Here is a 15,378-nt window from a genome sequence, read left to right on the forward strand (position 1 = left end):
CATCGAAGTATAGGCTATCTCAAGTAATTTTTTAGTACTATTTATTGGTTATTGACATAATCTAAAAATAGTGCTAAACATTAAAAATTAAGAGGCTATCTGTAAATAAGTTTTAATTGGTAATTAAAGAGCTTGTTTAGTGAAAATTGATAAGATTTTTGAAAGAATATTACTTTATATTTCAAAAAAGTCTTACAATTTGCAGTAAAAAATAATTTAATTACCAATTAAAACTTATTTACAGATAGCCTCTAAGGTAGAGCTTTCTTGACTATTTAGCTTCTAGTCAAAGAAAGCTAAGTTTTTTATCTTTACTTTATATTTCTACAGTTAAAAATATTTATGATATCTTTAAAGGTTAATAGTTTAATACAAAATTGGCGTTGGCGTAGATAATTTTTTTGCGTTTATGTGTTTGCTATATGCAAATTTAAATTTTGATTATTAAATTATAACTTATAACAGGATATTAAAATGTTTATCTCTAATATTTTTCAAAAATTTTTTTCTTGTCTTTTTGTTTTATTCATCACAGCTGCAGTTTATGCGGATCAAAAAAAAGTAGCAGTTATTGTTCCACTTGAACATGCCGCAATGACTGAGATTATATCAGGAATTAAAGAGTCGCTAAAAGATATAGATGCAGAAATTATAGTTAAAAATGCTCATGCTGATTCTAATATTTTACTTGCCATTATAAAGCAAATAAAAGATCAGGATATTGATGTAATAATTCCAATAGGCACGACAGCCAGCCAAACTGTTATTTCTCATATAACAAATAAACCGATTGTTTGTGCTGCTGCTATGATTAATAGTAAAAACCTACCTTTAGTTACTGGTGTTAACGATGAGATAAAAATCACTGACACCATTAGTAAATTACCTGTTTTACAGAATATCACTTTAATTTATAGCAGTAGCGAGAAAGTTATACCTGAAGTAGAAATGTTAAAATTATATGCTGGAAAAAACAATATTTCTCTGCACACGGTAATGATACAAAATTTCAATGATATGCCTGTGGCTGTAAAAAATGCTCCTGAAAATACGCAGAGTTTTATAATTTTGAAAGATCATTTAATAGTCAGTGGGATTAATATTTTAAAGCAAGAAGCATTTAAACGCCGTATTCCGATAATTGCTTCCGATGAAGGTTCGGTAATGAGCGGGGCAACTATTGCGGTAGGAGTACAAGAGAAGCAAATAGGCGTAGAAGCAGGTTTAATGGCAAAAAAAATCTTACAAGGAATAGAACCGAAAGATATTCCATTTGGGGATATGAAAGACTTAACTTTATTTATTAACCTTAAATCATTTGTTAAACAAGATATTCTTACTAAAGAAAATTTATCCGTACTTCCTTTCGCGCGTAAAGAACTTGAAGAGTAGTAACATGAACATTTTAGTTACTGCTCTTGAGCAATCCTTAATAATGCTGCCGCTTATTTTAGGGATGTATATAAGTTATCGGATTCTCAAAATTACCGATCTTACCGTAGACGGTACTTATGTACTTGGTGCGGCAGTGTTTGCCCGCAGCCTTTCATTTGGGTTATTGCCTGCATTAATATTTGCCGTAATAGCAGGCGGAATTATAGGCAGTATAGTTAGTGTTATGCAGAAGAATAACCGCATTAACGGGCTTATAGCCGGAATACTTGCAAGTTTTATGCTTTATTCGGTTAACTTACAAATTATGCAGCGTCCTAATATATCGGTTCTTGGTATGCCGACTCTATTATCTATATTAGAGCTCGAAAATTGGTTAATACCTTTAGTAATAATCAATTGTCTTATTATATGTTCAGTTATAATTTTATTAAAAGGTAAGCTCGGTTTATTTCTTCGTGCTTTTGGTTTTAATAAAGATTTATTGATTAATTTAGGAAAACCTGCTGAGCTTTACCGTACTATCGGTTTTAGCATAAGTAATTGTTTTGCTGCTTTAACCGGTACTTTATCTGCACAAGTAAATGGTTTTGCCGATATTAATATGGGTTTCGGGGTTGCACTAGTCGGTATTGGTGCAATTGTTATAGGGCGTCATATTTTAATCCATGATAATAATTTTAATGCGTTTAAAGAGATATTGTCTTGTTTGATAGGTATATTATTTTACTTTATTGCTTTGGGCTTTTTACTCCGAATTGGAATCGATCCCATAAATCTTAAGCTTATTTTAGGTATAGTATTGTTTATTTCGTTGAGTTCTGTAAAAAGAGAGGCTTTATGAAACCTTATTTATATGCAGAAAATATACAGTTCAAAGTTAAAGCAAGAACCGAACCTATAATTGCTGAAACTACTTTAAATATTGCTAAAGAAGAGTTTGTTGTAATATTGGGTCATAACGGTAGCGGTAAGTCTACTTTAGCTAAAATACTTGCCGGCTATTTAAAACCTACTAGCGGGAAAGTGTGTCTAGATCAAGTCAGAATCGATAAAATACCTAAACGACAAAAAGCTTCTACATTAGTTACATTAACACAAAAAGCTGAAGAGAGGCTATTTACCGAGCTAACCCTTGAAGAAAATATCATTTTGTGGGAAAGTAGATTCTCTAGTAATGAACGGTTAGCAAGTAGCGAGTTGTTAGAGCTTACAGGTGCACCTAAACGCTTTGTGCCTTTACTTTCACAGCCATTAGGTAAATTTTCCGGTGGAGAAAAGCAGATGATACTGCTGGCACTTATCATAGCTCATCCACCTAAAATATTATTTCTAGACGAACATACGGCAAATTTAGATCCGAAAGCTTCTTTGGAAGTGATGAAAAAAACAGCAGAGATTATAGAGAAACATAAGATCACTTCCGTTATGATCACGCATAATTTAGAAGATGCCGTAAATTACGGCAAAAGGCTTATAGTCTTAGATAGTGGTAAGGTAGTACTAGACTACCTAAAACCACCGGGTTTTTCTTTAAAAGCACTTAAAGAGATTTTAAATTAGAATTGAATATCTGCACCTATCTGTCTGGCTAATTCAGTATCGAAAGAATATTCACAGATATAATCTATTAACTCACTTTTTACATTCTCGTTAGTATTCTGATAAAGAAGCTAATAATATCATCCTTATTTTCCCTATTGTAAGACGTGTCTTCACTTCAGCCGATAACTTTTCTTCTGTTGCAGTTGATGGAGTCGGTACTACTATAGGGGTTGCTACAGGAGTAACTAATGCTGGAGCTGCTACAGGATTATTATCATTAACATTATAATTTAAAACTTTTTCTATTAGCTCTGTTCTTGTATCTTCATTAATACTAATCTCAATTAATGTATTAATAATGCCATCTCTATCTTCACTGTTTTTAAGACGTTGTATAACATCTTTTAATAATTTTTCGTGTGTATTTTTTGCAAACCCTTCTTCATCCGGTAAATCATAATTATAACCATTAACATCCATGTCTTTATAATTGTTAGCTGATTTTGCACCCAAGTATTTTTGTATGTAATTTTTAATTGCTCATTAATATGAGAATTATCTTTTCTTTATCAACACCTATCTTTACAAGTTCTGCTATACTGTGATCGAATGGATTATTCAATAGAACGCCTTGTCGTCCTATATCAGCACCTTTAGATATTAACTGCTCAAGTAACCATTTATCTCTTGATGTTAGTGCGTGATTAAAAATTGACTCACCACACGCATTAATCTTAAGATTAACGTTATTATTTAAAAATAAGTCCAGTAACGTTTTATTTTGACCTGATTCATGCTTTAGTAGCAAATAGCAAAAAGGTGTGCCGCCATAATTGTCTACTGTATCAATTTCACTGCCGGGTTGTAATAAAATTTGAGTTATTTCGTGCTGTTTAGAATAAGTTGCATAATTTATAGGTATACGTCCCTTTCCATCTTTAGTATTAACATCCACATTTTTTTTAAGTAAAAAGCTGCTTATTTCCTATTGTTGCCGCCTAATGTATAGGTGAGTATAGATATTTATGCTCAACTTCAAAACTTGTCCCTTTGTCTAAAAAATTTTAGCTATTTCTTTAGTGCTTGCATAAAATAATGCCGTATTTCCTTGTTCATCCTTAGCATTGACATTATGACCTTGCTCAATTAATTTTTGAACAATATTTGCATTTCCAGTTGAGGCTGCTATACTAAACGGTGTACGGTTGTCTTCAGCTTCAATTAAGGTGTCATATATTTCAGGGTTTGGTGTACGTACATTGTCCTCTGCTGCTATTTCTGTAGAAGTAGTGGTTGTTACTGGTGCCGGTGCTGCTACCGGAGCTATTACTGGATTATTATCGTTAAATTATAATTAAAAAGTTTTTCTATTAATTTCTCTCTTGTAACATCATCTATATCAGAATAAAATTCAGGATTCATAATTAATCCATTGATAATTTTATTTTTATCATCCTCATTTTTAATATTTTTCTTCATCTCAGCAAGCTTTTGTTCTGCTTTGAATTCAGGTAGTGCTGAGCGTACATTAGCATCAGTTAGTATTTCTTTAATTTCTGGTTTAGATGCATAATCTATAGTTTTTTTCCTTTAGCATCTAAAGCATTAAAATCGGCACCTTGTGAAAGTAAAAGTCTAACATTATTTACATTCCCTATACGTTGCTGCATTATGTAAAACCGTACTACCGTCTGGAAGTCGGTAATTAGCATTATTTGTTGGTTGATTCATCATATAAATATTCCTTTATGTTTAAATATTATTTTGTCGTGTGAACATTATACATAATATTTTGAATTTCTGCAATCCAATAGTTAATTTTAACTATTTATTAGATTTTGGATAAAACCAAACGAGGAGTACACAGATTAGAAGACCGATATTTAAGAGTAGATTATACTCTGTCATAGAAATACCAAAGATTTTGATGGCGGGTTTCATGCAGGACGTGATTGGCTGCGAGTAGAACATTTGTTTGATGTGTTGTATAGACAAGCCTTTCGGGATATGAAGCATTGATGAACAAAGAGCACTTGGTTGTACTATGCCTCTTTCTACGAAGCTATGATAGGTTGATAATATACAAGAGCTAAGGATAGTTAGGAGAATGAATATTAAAGTATACTTACTTAACTGTCGGATGATTAAAGCAGTTAAGCAAATTTTGATTAGGGTTAAATAGGGAAATCGTTCGTAAACGCATAAAGGACATGGTGTATAATGGAATATATATTCAGCAATATAAGCGGTAGAAAGTGCTATTATAGAAATTGCGATCAGTCCTAAATGTAGAACTTTATAGTTATCTTTTCTGATATAATTTATAATAGTATTAAATTGCATGTTTTTTTGTTCTTAATGTCATTGCGAGCGACTGCCAGGAGCGTGGCAATCTCATCAAACTTCCCGAGATTGCCACGCTCCTGGCAGTCGCTCGCAATGACGGCGTTTAATTTGATATTTTACAAATAAATAAATTTAGTATATTGTCACTGATTATTAATTAAAGCGCAAGAAAAATCAATGTCAGAAATTTGGGAAGATGCTATTAAGTCAAACGCATGGCCTTTTGTTGAGGCTAAGAAGATATTAGATAGCTTAAACGGTCAAATTCCTGAGAAGGGGTATGTATTATTTGAAACGGGTTACGGTCCTTCAGGTTTACCTCATATCGGTACTTTTGGTGAAAATGCCCGTATGGTGATGGTACAGAAAGCATTTGAGCAATTATCCGATATTCCGACTAAACTAATTTGCTTTTCCGATGATATGGACGGGCTTCGTAAAGTACCTAGCAATATCCCAAATCCTGAAATGGTGGCACAGTATATGGATATGCCGCTTACTTCTATCCCTGATACATTCGGTGAATGTGAAAGTTATGGGCATTATATGAATGCAAAGCTTCGCTCATTCCTTGATAAATTCGGCTTTGAGTATGAATTTTATAGCAGTACTAACTGTTATAAAGCTGGTATGTTTGATGAGATGCTGATAATGGTGCTTGAGAAATATGACGAGATAATGGAGCTAATGCTACCGACTTTTAGAGAAGAGCGTAAGGCTACCTATTCACCTTTCATGCCTATATGTCCGAAAACAGGTAAGGTACTGCAAGTACCTATAGAGAAATGGGATGCTAAAGCAGGCACTGTAACGTATAAAGACAAAGCCGGTAATTATATAGAAGTACCGGTAACGGGAGGGCATTGCAAATTACAGTGGAAGCCGGATTTTGGTATGCGTTGGGCTGCGCTTAAAGTCGATTATGAGATGTACGGCAAAGACCATTTGGCAAATGCTCGTCTTTATTCAGAAATTTGCCGAATCCTAGGAGGAAAGCCGCCGGTGCAGTTATGTTATGAGTTATTCTTAGATGAAAACGGTGAGAAAATATCAAAATCAAAAGGTAATAGTATTAGCATTGATGATTGGCTGAAATATGCTCCTGTTGAAAGTATGGCATTATTTATGTATCAAAATCCGACTAGAGCTAAGCGTTTGTTTTTTGATGTAATTCCTAAAAATGTTGATGAATATATTACTTTTAACCAGAAATATCATTTAGAAGAGGACAGGGCAAAGCGTGTTGCAAATCCCGTTTATCACATCCATCACGGAAATGTACCGAAAATTGAGACTTTTGGAATTACCTATTCGTTGCTTTTAAATCTTACTTCTGTGTGTAATCCTTCGGATAAATCGGTGCTTTGGGGATTTATTAGCAAATATGAGCCACAAGCAACTCCAAATACTAACCCTTATCTTGACCATTTAGCAGAATTTGCTATAAGATATTATAATGACTTTATTAAAGCACATAAATCATATTTATCTCCTTCTGAAAAGCATAAGGTTATTTTGCAGGATATATTAGATATGTTATCTGATATAGCTGATCAAACCGAAGCTGAAGCAATTCAGAAAGCAATATATGATATAGGCATGAAAGCAGGATATGCAAATCTGCGTGATTACTTCAAAGATTTATATCAAATATTGCTTGGACAGAATGAAGGTCCCAGACTTGGGACTTTTATAAAGCTTTACGGGGTGCAGGAAATGAAAAAGCTGGTTGAAGGGCAGTTGTAGCCTATATATCATTCCCGCATGGGTATCTAAGCGTCATTGCGAACGAAGTGAGTGTGGCAATCTCAGGAAGTTGGACGAGATTGCCACGTCGCTTCGCTCCTCGCAATGACGTTAAAATAAAAACTATTAACAAATGAATGAAATTTTTTGTAGTACGTTACCTATTTTTTTAATTATGCTGCTTGGTAGTATTATCAAAAATAAATGGTTAACTTCAGAAGAATTTTGGCGTGGTATTGAGAAATTATCGTATTTTGTACTATTTCCTGCCATGTTGTTTAGTTATGTATCCACTGCCGATTTAAGCATTGCACTCATAATTAAATTAGTAGTGGCTCTTATTATATCCACTATTCTTGTATCAATCGGTCTTATAATTTACCAAAAAAAATACAACATAGATAAAGTCCAGTTTACTTCCATTTTTCAAGGATCGATTCGTTATAATAGCTACATTTTTTTTGGGGTAAGTAGCCCCTTGCTTGGTTCTAGCGGACTTTCAATCGTTGCCATTATTTCTTCTTATATGATTATTTTTACCAATATTTTATCGGTAATGATTTTCGCTTATTATGTCCCTAATAAATCCGTGACTAATACTATTAGCACTAGTTTTGTTTTAATGATGAAATTAATTGTGCGTAATCCGTTAATTATCGCCAGTTTAGTAGGATTCGTTTTTAATTACTCAAATCTTGAATTACATTTAGGGCTTAAGCAAACGTTAGATAGCCTTTCTAATGCCGCTTTAGCTATCGGTATGCTAAATGTTGGGGCAGGGCTTAATTTTACTATTAGACAAGAGCTTTTACATAATGTAATGTTTACAAGCTTTGTTAAATTAGTTGCATTTCCTCTAGTTAGTGTAGTAGTACTATGGTTAATGTCTATTGACGGATTAAATAGATCGGTAGGAATATTATATAGCTGCCTGCCATGTGCAAGTACTGCTTATGTTTTATCTCGTCAACTTGACGGTGATCCTGATTCTATGGCGTTGATTATAACATTTACTACTTTTTTCTCGGTAGTTACTATATCAATTATTATGTATATAATGGGGTGAATTTACCAAGTCATTGCGAGCGACTGAAAGGAGCGTGGCAATCTCAGGAATGTTGCCTGAGATTGCTTCGTCGATGCCTATTGCGTTTGCTCGCAATGATGAAAAACTAAAACAAACAAATAAAACAGGAATTTCTAAAATGGATGCAATGAATAAAATAAATTATGCTGAGGCCCTTGAATATCATGAAAAAGATAAGCCTGGTAAGATCGCTATTTCTGCAACAAAGTCTTTAGTTACTCAGCAAGATTTATCACTTGCTTATTCCCCAGGGGTTGCGGCTCCTTGCCTTGAAATTGCTAAAAATTTAGAGGATGTATATAAATATACTGCTCGCGGTAATTTAGTTGCCGTAATCTCTAACGGTACTGCCGTACTTGGGCTTGGTAATTTAGGAGCTGCCGCTTCAAAACCGGTGATGGAAGGTAAAGCGGTACTATTCAAAAAATTTGCTGATATTGATGCAATTGACTTGGAAGTGAATACGGAAGACCCTGAAGAATTTATTAATGCCGTGAAGTATCTCAGTTATAGTTTTGGGGGTATTAATCTTGAAGATATTAAAGCTCCGGAATGTTTTATTATAGAAGAAAAATTAAAATCTTTAATGGATATACCGGTCTTTCATGACGATCAGCATGGAACAGCGATTATTACCGCCGCAGGGCTAATAAATGCTGCGTATCTTACTAATCGCAAGCTTGAAGATTTAAAAATCGTAGTTAACGGAGCAGGTGCAGCAGCTATTGCTTGCATTGATTTATTAATTGCTCTTGGAGCTGATAAATCAAAGATTATTGTATGTGATACTAAAGGCGTTGTTTACAAAGGACGCTTAGAAGGTATGAATAAATGGAAAGAGCTATATGCAAGTGATACCAAGTTTAGAACTTTAGCGGAAAGCTTAAATAACGCTGATGTATTTATAGGGTTATCGGTAAAAGGGGCAGTAACTAAAGATATGGTGAGTAGAATGGCAAATAATCCGATTATTTTTGCTATGGCTAACCCTGATCCAGAAATTACTCCGGAAGATATAAAACTTGTACGCGATGATGCGATTATAGCAACAGGGCGATCTGATTATAATAATCAGATTAATAATGTTATGGGATTTCCTTATATTTTTAGAGGAGCATTAGATATAAGAGCTAAGACTATTAATACGGAAATGAAAATAGCTGCAGCAAAAGCCATTGCAGATTTAGCCCGTAGACCTGTACCGGAAGAGGTGTATAAAGCTTATTCAGGGCGTAAGATGGTTTTTGGTAAGGAATATATCATTCCTGTACCGTTTGATCCTCGTTTAATTACCGTAGCAGAGGCGGTTGCTGTTGCTGCAATAGAAAGCGGCGTTGCTAGGGTTAAAGATTTTAGTATAGGTAAATATAAGAAAGAATTAGGTAGCAGATTAAATCCTACTGCTAACTATATGAATTTCTTAGCTGAAAAAATTCATAATGCACCGCTTAAACGGATTGTTTTTGCTGAAGGTGAAGAAGAAGAAGTAATTTCTGCCGCTCTTATGATGCGAGACAAGAAATACGGTCATCCGATTATAATTGGTCGTGTTGAACGAATTGAGGCTATGTTAAAAAAGATAGGTCAAGATATTAACTTAGACGGAATTCAAATAATGAATGCGGCCTTAAGCGATAGTTTAGAGAAATATACTGGTTATTTATATAAAAAACTTCAGAGAAAAGGTTATTTATACCGTGATTGTGCAAAGCTTGTTAAAACTGATAAGAATATTTTTGCTGCTTGTATGTTAGCCTGTGGTGACGGTGATGCTCTTCTAACCGGTGTTACGCAAAGTTATATCGATAGTTTAGAAGATATCATGAAAGTCATTTCACCAAAAACTAATCGTAGAATCCTTGGCTATTCAATTATGATTGCTAAAGATAATAATATTATTATTGCCGATAATTGTATTACAGAATATCCAAACAGTTGGGAACTTGCACAAATAGCAACCCAAACTGCAGAAATTGCTAAAAATATGGGAATCACGCCTCGTGTTGCACTTCTTTCTTTTTCAACATTCGGTAATTCTTCTAAGGCAAAAACAGCTCGTATTCGTGAAGCAGTAAATATACTAGATAATTTTAGCAAGGACAAAGAAGAGCTGAGCGGCATGAAGGTAGATTTTGAATATGACGGAGAGATATCAGTTAAAGTGGCTTTAGATGGTGATTTACGTAAATTATATAAATTTTGTAGATTATCAGGATCTGCAAATGTATTAATTATGCCTGGTTTAAATTCAGCTGCTATTTCTACTGAGTTGTTACAAGAATTTTCGTCAAACAGCTTTATAGGTCCTATAACAAACGGTTTTGAAAAACCCGTTCAAATACTTCAAGCTGCAGCAACAGCTAATGAAATACTAAAAATAGCAACTTTTGCTTGCGTTGAAGCTATAAACGAGGTTTAATTACTATATCTTTAAAATCAATTAACTTGTGAGAGGTAAAGTGGAGTTGATTACAGAACTGCATAAAAATATACAAGAAATTACAAAAGATTTACGAAAACATGATCCTCAAATACCTGATACCAGTAAAAAACCGTTAGCTTCTAGAGAAAATTTTGACGATCTAATACATTCTGATTTAGGACAAGCCTGTACGAAATAAACCGCTTTCCTTTGATGAAGAGTTAAAGAAAAAAGTTCAAAGCAGACAAGTACAGGATTTTTTCGAGCCGCAAACAAAGAGTACAGAAGAAAAAATAGATAATCATGCAAAACGTATAGAAGAATTAAAGCAAAAACAGAAAGAACTAGAAGAGAGGCAAAAGGGGCTTGAAGAAAAAAAAGCTAATTCTAATATTACTCGAGAAGAAAGATGGAAAATCGCTGCAGAATTAGAAGCTATTAATAATCAATTTAAGGCTATAGAAAAAGAACATAATACTATTAATAGTGCTTCCGATAGAGAACAAAAGTTTGATAATAAAAATAAACACTTAACTGCTACAAAAAGAGAGCCGATAGCTGCAGGTTTATAGCAACAAGGAGCATTAGCAGCTATAAAACGTATGAAAGAAGAGAAGATAAAGCAGCAGCAAGCAGAAGCTGTTAATCAATCTTCAAAAAATACTCCAACTATGCCTAGCGGTACTATACCGGTGCTGCCTCTAATGCCTGGAAGCGGTATTCATATTCCCCCATCGCCTCCGCCACCACCTATATCAATTCCAAAAACTATAAAAAAAGAGGCAAAGGATGCTGGTCAACAAATGCCTCAAGGAGGAGATCAGCATAAAGAAGAACTAGCAAAGGCTATGAAAGCACGAAGAGCAAAAATAGAAAAGCAAAACTCAGGAAGAGGAAGGTAATTATTTTATAGTATAATAATGGCTCTTTGTTCAAATTGTATCATAAAATGAGCTGTTAGTCTCTAAGAAGATTTAATTTTGATTATTTTTTGCTGCAAATTATAAGGTTTCTTTGAAATAGGAGTAGCGATTCTTTCAAAAATCTTATTAATTTTCGCTAAAAAATATCTCAAAATAGCAAATCAATTAGAAATCTTCTTAGAGCCTAGCGAATTAGAACGATTTTACAATTTAATTGCAGTTTAGCCCAAATTTTATCTGCAGTATATATAGGATAGCCTGTAATTAATCCTAGGCTAATGCAAGCTCTGTCACCAAGAGATAAGCCAAATTGTTCTGTTTCTTTCTTTAAGCGTCCAATTTCTATAGCTTGATCAAAATCTAAGGCTACAATTTTATTTATGGAAGCTGAGATCATTTCTTTACTTTGAATAAAAGATATGTTCAATTTTTTATCTAGTTCAGCTACTACTTCTGCTATATTTACTGTAGACATAATAGATAACGGTAATAATTCTTCGACCTTGTCACTACCAGTTTCTAAGTTAAATAATGCAAGTAAAGCAGATGAATCTAAAATATATTTATTCATTATTAAATTCCTTTCTTCTTGATTCAATTAAAGAGTCAACTAATGATATGTTATCTTTATTTCTAGATTTTACTAATGCTTGAAATTCTTTAATTTTATTTTTTAGAGGAATCAATGTTAATTCTTTATCAAGTATTAGCATTAACTGATCTCCTGAAGCAAGATGTAATTGATCACGAATTTTTGCAGGAATATTTATTCTGCCATTTTCAGATATAGTAACTTTATATTCTAAGTGCATATTTTTAAAACGGTTAAAAATTGAATATATACCAAATATAAAATATTATAATTAAAACTACAATAGTAAAATAAATATAAAAGATTTCTATATTGAAATTATGCTGTAGTTGTTCCTATTTCAAATCTTATAATTTGTAGACACAAAGAGTAAAAATAGATTAAATTAATTTTCTTTCACACAGCCTAAATAGTTGGTATCATATGCTGTTGCCACAAAAAGAAAATATTATATGTCTAATTCAGCTTTTTTAGTTGCATTTTTCACAACGATTATCCGTTATTATGATTATGCTCTATTCGGTTTATCGGCTAGTATTCTTGCACAAAATTTCTTACCTAATATAGAGCAGGATAAACAACTACTTGTTTTTTTTGCTATTCTTAGTGCAGCCGTTATAGTACGACCTTTAGGGTCCTTAATTTTTGGATTTATCGGAGATAAATACGGGCGTACTAAATCTATCAAGATATCAATGTGTATGAGTAGCATTGCTACTGGATTAATTGCTATTACTCCTTCCTTTGAGATAATAGGTATTTTTGCTACGGTAATACTAACATTATGTCGAATGGTTTTTTTAGCAAGCCTTGCCGGAGAAGTTGACGGAATAAAGGTTTATGTAGCTGAAAAAACAGGAGATAATCAGAAAAATTTAAATATAGGAATAGTTTCATGCTGTAGCCAAATAGGTGCATTACTTGCGGCTATAGCTTATTATTACGCTAGTAATTCCGATATCCAATATTTATGGCGTTTTAATTTCTTTATTGGTGCAATATTTGGTTTATTTGCTATTTTGATGAGAAATTTTTTTAAAGAAAGTAGCGAGTTTTTAAGAACGTCATCAAAAAGTACCTTGCGGCAAATTATATGGAATAATAAACTATCCGTTATGATAGCATTACTAATAAACGGTGCTATTGGAGGCGTGTATCACTTTTTAGTAATTTTCTTAGGAGTTTTTTTAACAAAAATAGCTCTTATAAATCATCCTGAAATAAGATTTATGAATATAGCTCTTACTACTACCTATGGAATATCAGCTGTTTTTGCAGGGCTGTTTGCCGATAAAATAAACCCTTTAAGACAGATTACATGGGCTTTATTTGTCAGCATTATTGTTGCTTTAGGAATGCAAATAATGTTATACAAACAAATATTTAATATTCTCTGTCCCGTTATATTAATAGGACTTGCAGCATTTTATGCAGTACCGCTACAAATTATTGTTCAATCCTTATTTAAGACTAATGTTAAAATGAGGCTTTATAGTCTATCACATTCTTTTGGAGGTATTATTCTATCCTCAACTACTCCTTTCTTTAGTATGTTGTTATGGCAAAATTTTAAGTCACTATCTCTCACTTTAAGCTTTTTCATATTTTTGCTTATAATATTAATGAGTACAGTGTTGGTTTTACATAGGATGTCATCCTCACAACAGTAAAGTCTTGTTGCATGGCTTGAAAAACCTACTCAATGTCATCCCTGCGAAAGCGGGGATAACTTCAATATTGATATATTTGACAAAATAAACACATAAAAAACTTGTTTTTTTATGTGTTTTACTGGAGTCCCGCCTCTGCGGAAATGACATAAACGCGCCATGCAACAAGACCCAAAAACAAGAATAACATCAATTGCCTTATATATTTCTTCCGTCTTTACTGCAACCTGTAGGTTTTATGCTAGGACTACTTGAAGATTTGGAGCTTGGCTGTGCTTGTGTCCCAATTTGCTTCGCTTCTTTTGCTAAGTTTTCAAATTTGTCTTTTAAGTTTTTTGTATTGCCTTTTAGCTTTAAATCGTGAGTTATTTCGTTAATATTCAATTTTTCAGGAGTTGGATTATATATAGGCTCTTTAGATTGAGTATGTTTAGAATGTTCTATTGCAAATTTTGTACGAGGTCTTATTAGTTCATTCTCTTTTCCTATACCTTTCTGTGTTTCTTCCTCCCATTTATCCTATCCCGCCGGTGATGTCCAGTATCTTGTTGTTTTACTATCAAAGCCTTTTTCAAATTTGTTTATTAAATTTTTGGTACTATTCTCTTTAATTTCTTTACCTAGCTTGTCAAACTCAAAATTTTTCTGAGGAGTTATATGGTCAGATTGAGTATTTGCATGTTGTTTTTCTACAGTCTGTTTCTTTTCTTCTGTCCAGTATTTTTTGATTTTGCTGTCAGAGTCTGCTTCAAATTTTGCTATTCTATCTTTTATACCGGTAACTGCTCCTGTAGATATTTTAGGTTGATTGCTTAATATGTTTCGGAGATGTATTTTTAGATAATTCATCAGTCAAAGATTCTAAATTAGATAAATTCTTTTAAACTTTTTCTATATTGGAATTTAAATATTCTATTTCGGGTCCTTTATATTCCATTATATTTTTTAATGTGGTATTAATTTCTACAAAAGATGCTTTAATCTCTTTATTAAATTTATCATCATTATTACGTATCTTACTACAATTAGTAGAAATTTTTTGAAGTTTATCTACTATATCATTAATTCTCTCATCTTGTTGAGAAGTCGATACCATACTTGCTAAAAATTCACTTCTTCCTCAATTGCTATTAACATTATTTCAATATAGAGGTATGGTAGAGACTTTAGTATAATCTTGTGGAAATTTATCGATCTCTTCTTTAAACCTCTTTAAGAACTTTATTGTATCATCGAATATAGGATGAGTATTCCAGGAAAGAGCAGGAGGAGTCGTTATTGCTTCCTGCATTGGATGAGTTATTGCCTCAACTTGTTTCGGGGATGTATCTTTAGATAGCTTTTCATTTTGTAGCTCAGATATATAATCATCTACTGCTTCTTTTAATTTATCTGAAAGGGCACTATTTTGGGCAGGAGGCAGTATTCCGGTGTCATCCCACTCTAAATCAGTATCAGTAGTTAGCATTCCAGTATCATCCTGCTCTAAAGCGATATTATCGCTTCTACGCTCCTCACTAGGATCAGTTAGCGTATAGTAATTTTTATTTAGTAAACGAGGAACACGTGAATTGTCGCTCTTTTCATATTCCTTAATTTCTTCAAATATACCTAGTGTCTTATAAATATTATCTATTTCTTCTTGAGTAAGTCTT

General features: G+C 33.0%; 20 protein-coding genes. 9 read left to right on the plus strand and 11 right to left on the minus strand.

The window, feature by feature from the left end:
• Nucleotides 1-474 precede the first annotated feature (474 nt).
• Genes BTU51_RS02855 through BTU51_RS02865 form a run of 3 tightly spaced genes read left to right on the plus strand, consistent with a single transcriptional unit; the run spans nucleotide 475 to nucleotide 2,955 of the window.
• On the plus strand, nucleotides 475-1,392 hold the full coding sequence (locus BTU51_RS02855; RefSeq protein WP_012150695.1) for an ABC transporter substrate binding protein: 918 nt from the start codon (nucleotides 475-477) through the stop codon (nucleotides 1,390-1,392).
• A 4-nt stretch (nucleotides 1,393-1,396) separates the two neighbouring features.
• Nucleotides 1,397-2,236, plus strand: coding sequence for an ABC transporter permease (locus BTU51_RS02860; RefSeq protein ID WP_012150696.1), 840 nt, complete (start codon nucleotides 1,397-1,399; stop codon nucleotides 2,234-2,236).
• Nucleotides 2,233-2,955, plus strand: coding sequence for an ATP-binding cassette domain-containing protein (locus BTU51_RS02865; RefSeq protein WP_012150697.1), 723 nt, complete (start codon nucleotides 2,233-2,235; stop codon nucleotides 2,953-2,955). Before BTU51_RS02860 ends, BTU51_RS02865 begins: the two co-directional genes overlap by 4 nt.
• A gap of 90 nt (nucleotides 2,956-3,045) precedes the next feature.
• Here the strand turns inward: BTU51_RS02865 and BTU51_RS02870 are convergent, their stop codons facing one another.
• From BTU51_RS02870 to BTU51_RS02885, 5 genes are all read right to left on the minus strand, one after another.
• Entirely contained in the window at nucleotides 3,046-3,417 is a 372-nt protein-coding gene (locus BTU51_RS02870; protein ID WP_230453523.1) for a hypothetical protein, read from the minus strand.
• A 52-nt stretch (nucleotides 3,418-3,469) separates the two neighbouring features.
• A complete protein-coding gene (locus BTU51_RS02875; protein WP_012150699.1) occupies nucleotides 3,470-3,892 on the minus strand; it encodes an ankyrin repeat domain-containing protein in 423 nt (140 codons plus the stop codon).
• Nucleotides 3,893-3,991: 99 nt separating this feature from the next.
• Nucleotides 3,992-4,213: an ankyrin repeat domain-containing protein gene (locus tag BTU51_RS09910; RefSeq protein WP_329517961.1), complete on the minus strand. Its 222-nt coding sequence runs from the start codon at nucleotides 4,211-4,213 to the stop codon at nucleotides 3,992-3,994.
• A 50-nt stretch (nucleotides 4,214-4,263) separates the two neighbouring features.
• Complete coding sequence (locus BTU51_RS09175; protein ID WP_004995953.1) at nucleotides 4,264-4,416, minus strand: hypothetical protein; 153 nt, start codon at nucleotides 4,414-4,416, stop codon at nucleotides 4,264-4,266.
• Between the two features lie 345 nt (nucleotides 4,417-4,761).
• Complete coding sequence (locus tag BTU51_RS02885) at nucleotides 4,762-5,280, minus strand: disulfide bond formation protein B (protein ID WP_012150702.1); 519 nt, start codon at nucleotides 5,278-5,280, stop codon at nucleotides 4,762-4,764.
• 180 nt (nucleotides 5,281-5,460) lie between these two features.
• Here BTU51_RS02885 and BTU51_RS02890 point away from each other — a divergent pair, with 180 nt between their 5' ends.
• The 5 genes from BTU51_RS02890 (at nucleotide 5,461) to BTU51_RS02910 (ending at nucleotide 11,440) form a co-directional block, all read left to right on the plus strand.
• Entirely contained in the window at nucleotides 5,461-7,029 is a 1,569-nt protein-coding gene (locus BTU51_RS02890; RefSeq protein WP_012150703.1) for a lysine--tRNA ligase, read from the plus strand.
• A gap of 133 nt (nucleotides 7,030-7,162) precedes the next feature.
• Nucleotides 7,163-8,095 (plus strand): AEC family transporter, encoded by a 933-nt coding sequence (locus BTU51_RS02895; RefSeq protein WP_012150704.1) that lies wholly within the window; start codon nucleotides 7,163-7,165, stop codon nucleotides 8,093-8,095.
• A 139-nt stretch (nucleotides 8,096-8,234) separates the two neighbouring features.
• Nucleotides 8,235-10,535, plus strand: a complete 2,301-nt coding sequence (locus BTU51_RS02900; RefSeq protein WP_012150705.1) for an NADP-dependent malic enzyme — start codon at nucleotides 8,235-8,237, stop codon at nucleotides 10,533-10,535.
• A 28-nt stretch (nucleotides 10,536-10,563) separates the two neighbouring features.
• Nucleotides 10,564-10,737 carry a hypothetical protein gene (locus BTU51_RS09180; protein ID WP_012262340.1) on the plus strand — a complete coding sequence of 58 codons (174 nt, stop codon included), beginning with the start codon at nucleotides 10,564-10,566 and terminating at the stop codon, nucleotides 10,735-10,737.
• A gap of 403 nt (nucleotides 10,738-11,140) precedes the next feature.
• Entirely contained in the window at nucleotides 11,141-11,440 is a 300-nt protein-coding gene (locus BTU51_RS02910) for a hypothetical protein (protein ID WP_012150707.1), read from the plus strand.
• 205 nt (nucleotides 11,441-11,645) lie between these two features.
• Here the strand turns inward: BTU51_RS02910 and BTU51_RS02915 are convergent, their stop codons facing one another.
• Nucleotides 11,646-12,032: a type II toxin-antitoxin system VapC family toxin gene (locus BTU51_RS02915; RefSeq protein WP_012150708.1), complete on the minus strand. Its 387-nt coding sequence runs from the start codon at nucleotides 12,030-12,032 to the stop codon at nucleotides 11,646-11,648.
• A complete protein-coding gene (locus BTU51_RS02920; protein WP_010977150.1) occupies nucleotides 12,025-12,273 on the minus strand; it encodes an AbrB/MazE/SpoVT family DNA-binding domain-containing protein in 249 nt (82 codons plus the stop codon). Before BTU51_RS02920 ends, BTU51_RS02915 begins: the two co-directional genes overlap by 8 nt.
• Nucleotides 12,274-12,505: 232 nt before the next feature.
• On the opposite strand from BTU51_RS02920, the gene BTU51_RS02925 reads away from it, so the two are divergent.
• On the plus strand, nucleotides 12,506-13,723 hold the full coding sequence (locus BTU51_RS02925) for an MFS transporter (RefSeq protein WP_012150709.1): 1,218 nt from the start codon (nucleotides 12,506-12,508) through the stop codon (nucleotides 13,721-13,723).
• A gap of 198 nt (nucleotides 13,724-13,921) precedes the next feature.
• On the opposite strand, the gene BTU51_RS02930 is transcribed toward BTU51_RS02925, so the two are convergent.
• The 4 genes from BTU51_RS02930 to BTU51_RS02945 all read right to left on the minus strand — a co-directional run bounded on the left by BTU51_RS02930 (nucleotide 13,922) and on the right by BTU51_RS02945 (nucleotide 15,191).
• A complete protein-coding gene (locus BTU51_RS02930; protein ID WP_012262343.1) occupies nucleotides 13,922-14,107 on the minus strand; it encodes a hypothetical protein in 186 nt (61 codons plus the stop codon).
• A gap of 135 nt (nucleotides 14,108-14,242) precedes the next feature.
• Nucleotides 14,243-14,572, minus strand: coding sequence for a hypothetical protein (locus tag BTU51_RS02935; RefSeq protein ID WP_012150711.1), 330 nt, complete (start codon nucleotides 14,570-14,572; stop codon nucleotides 14,243-14,245).
• Between the two features lie 31 nt (nucleotides 14,573-14,603).
• Nucleotides 14,604-14,819 (minus strand): hypothetical protein, encoded by a 216-nt coding sequence (locus tag BTU51_RS02940; RefSeq protein WP_012150712.1) that lies wholly within the window; start codon nucleotides 14,817-14,819, stop codon nucleotides 14,604-14,606.
• 45 nt (nucleotides 14,820-14,864) lie between these two features.
• Entirely contained in the window at nucleotides 14,865-15,191 is a 327-nt protein-coding gene (locus BTU51_RS02945; protein ID WP_012150713.1) for a hypothetical protein, read from the minus strand.
• Nucleotides 15,192-15,378: the final 187 nt, after the last annotated feature.

The sequence above is a fragment of the Rickettsia rickettsii genome (genome assembly GCF_001951015.1).
Lineage (GTDB): Bacteria > Pseudomonadota > Alphaproteobacteria > Rickettsiales > Rickettsiaceae > Rickettsia > Rickettsia rickettsii.

Coding starts and splice junctions, on each gene's coding strand:
- BTU51_RS02855 (WP_012150695.1), top strand. CDS start 475: ATGTTTATCTCTAATATTTTTCAAAAATTTTTTTCTTGTCTTTTTGTT.
- BTU51_RS02860 (WP_012150696.1), top strand. CDS start 1,397: ATGAACATTTTAGTTACTGCTCTTGAGCAATCCTTAATAATGCTGCCG.
- BTU51_RS02865 (WP_012150697.1), top strand. CDS start 2,233: ATGAAACCTTATTTATATGCAGAAAATATACAGTTCAAAGTTAAAGCA.
- BTU51_RS02870 (WP_230453523.1), bottom strand. CDS start 3,417: ATGGATGTTAATGGTTATAATTATGATTTACCGGATGAAGAAGGGTTT.
- BTU51_RS09175 (WP_004995953.1), bottom strand. CDS start 4,416: ATGAAGAAAAATATTAAAAATGAGGATGATAAAAATAAAATTATCAAT.
- BTU51_RS02885 (WP_012150702.1), bottom strand. CDS start 5,280: ATGCAATTTAATACTATTATAAATTATATCAGAAAAGATAACTATAAA.
- BTU51_RS02890 (WP_012150703.1), top strand. CDS start 5,461: ATGTCAGAAATTTGGGAAGATGCTATTAAGTCAAACGCATGGCCTTTT.
- BTU51_RS02895 (WP_012150704.1), top strand. CDS start 7,163: ATGAATGAAATTTTTTGTAGTACGTTACCTATTTTTTTAATTATGCTG.
- BTU51_RS02900 (WP_012150705.1), top strand. CDS start 8,235: ATGGATGCAATGAATAAAATAAATTATGCTGAGGCCCTTGAATATCAT.
- BTU51_RS02910 (WP_012150707.1), top strand. CDS start 11,141: ATGAAAGAAGAGAAGATAAAGCAGCAGCAAGCAGAAGCTGTTAATCAA.
- BTU51_RS02915 (WP_012150708.1), bottom strand. CDS start 12,032: ATGAATAAATATATTTTAGATTCATCTGCTTTACTTGCATTATTTAAC.
- BTU51_RS02920 (WP_010977150.1), bottom strand. CDS start 12,273: ATGCACTTAGAATATAAAGTTACTATATCTGAAAATGGCAGAATAAAT.
- BTU51_RS02925 (WP_012150709.1), top strand. CDS start 12,506: ATGTCTAATTCAGCTTTTTTAGTTGCATTTTTCACAACGATTATCCGT.
- BTU51_RS02935 (WP_012150711.1), bottom strand. CDS start 14,572: ATGAATTATCTAAAAATACATCTCCGAAACATATTAAGCAATCAACCT.
- BTU51_RS02940 (WP_012150712.1), bottom strand. CDS start 14,819: ATGGTATCGACTTCTCAACAAGATGAGAGAATTAATGATATAGTAGAT.
- BTU51_RS02945 (WP_012150713.1), bottom strand. CDS start 15,191: ATGCTAACTACTGATACTGATTTAGAGTGGGATGACACCGGAATACTG.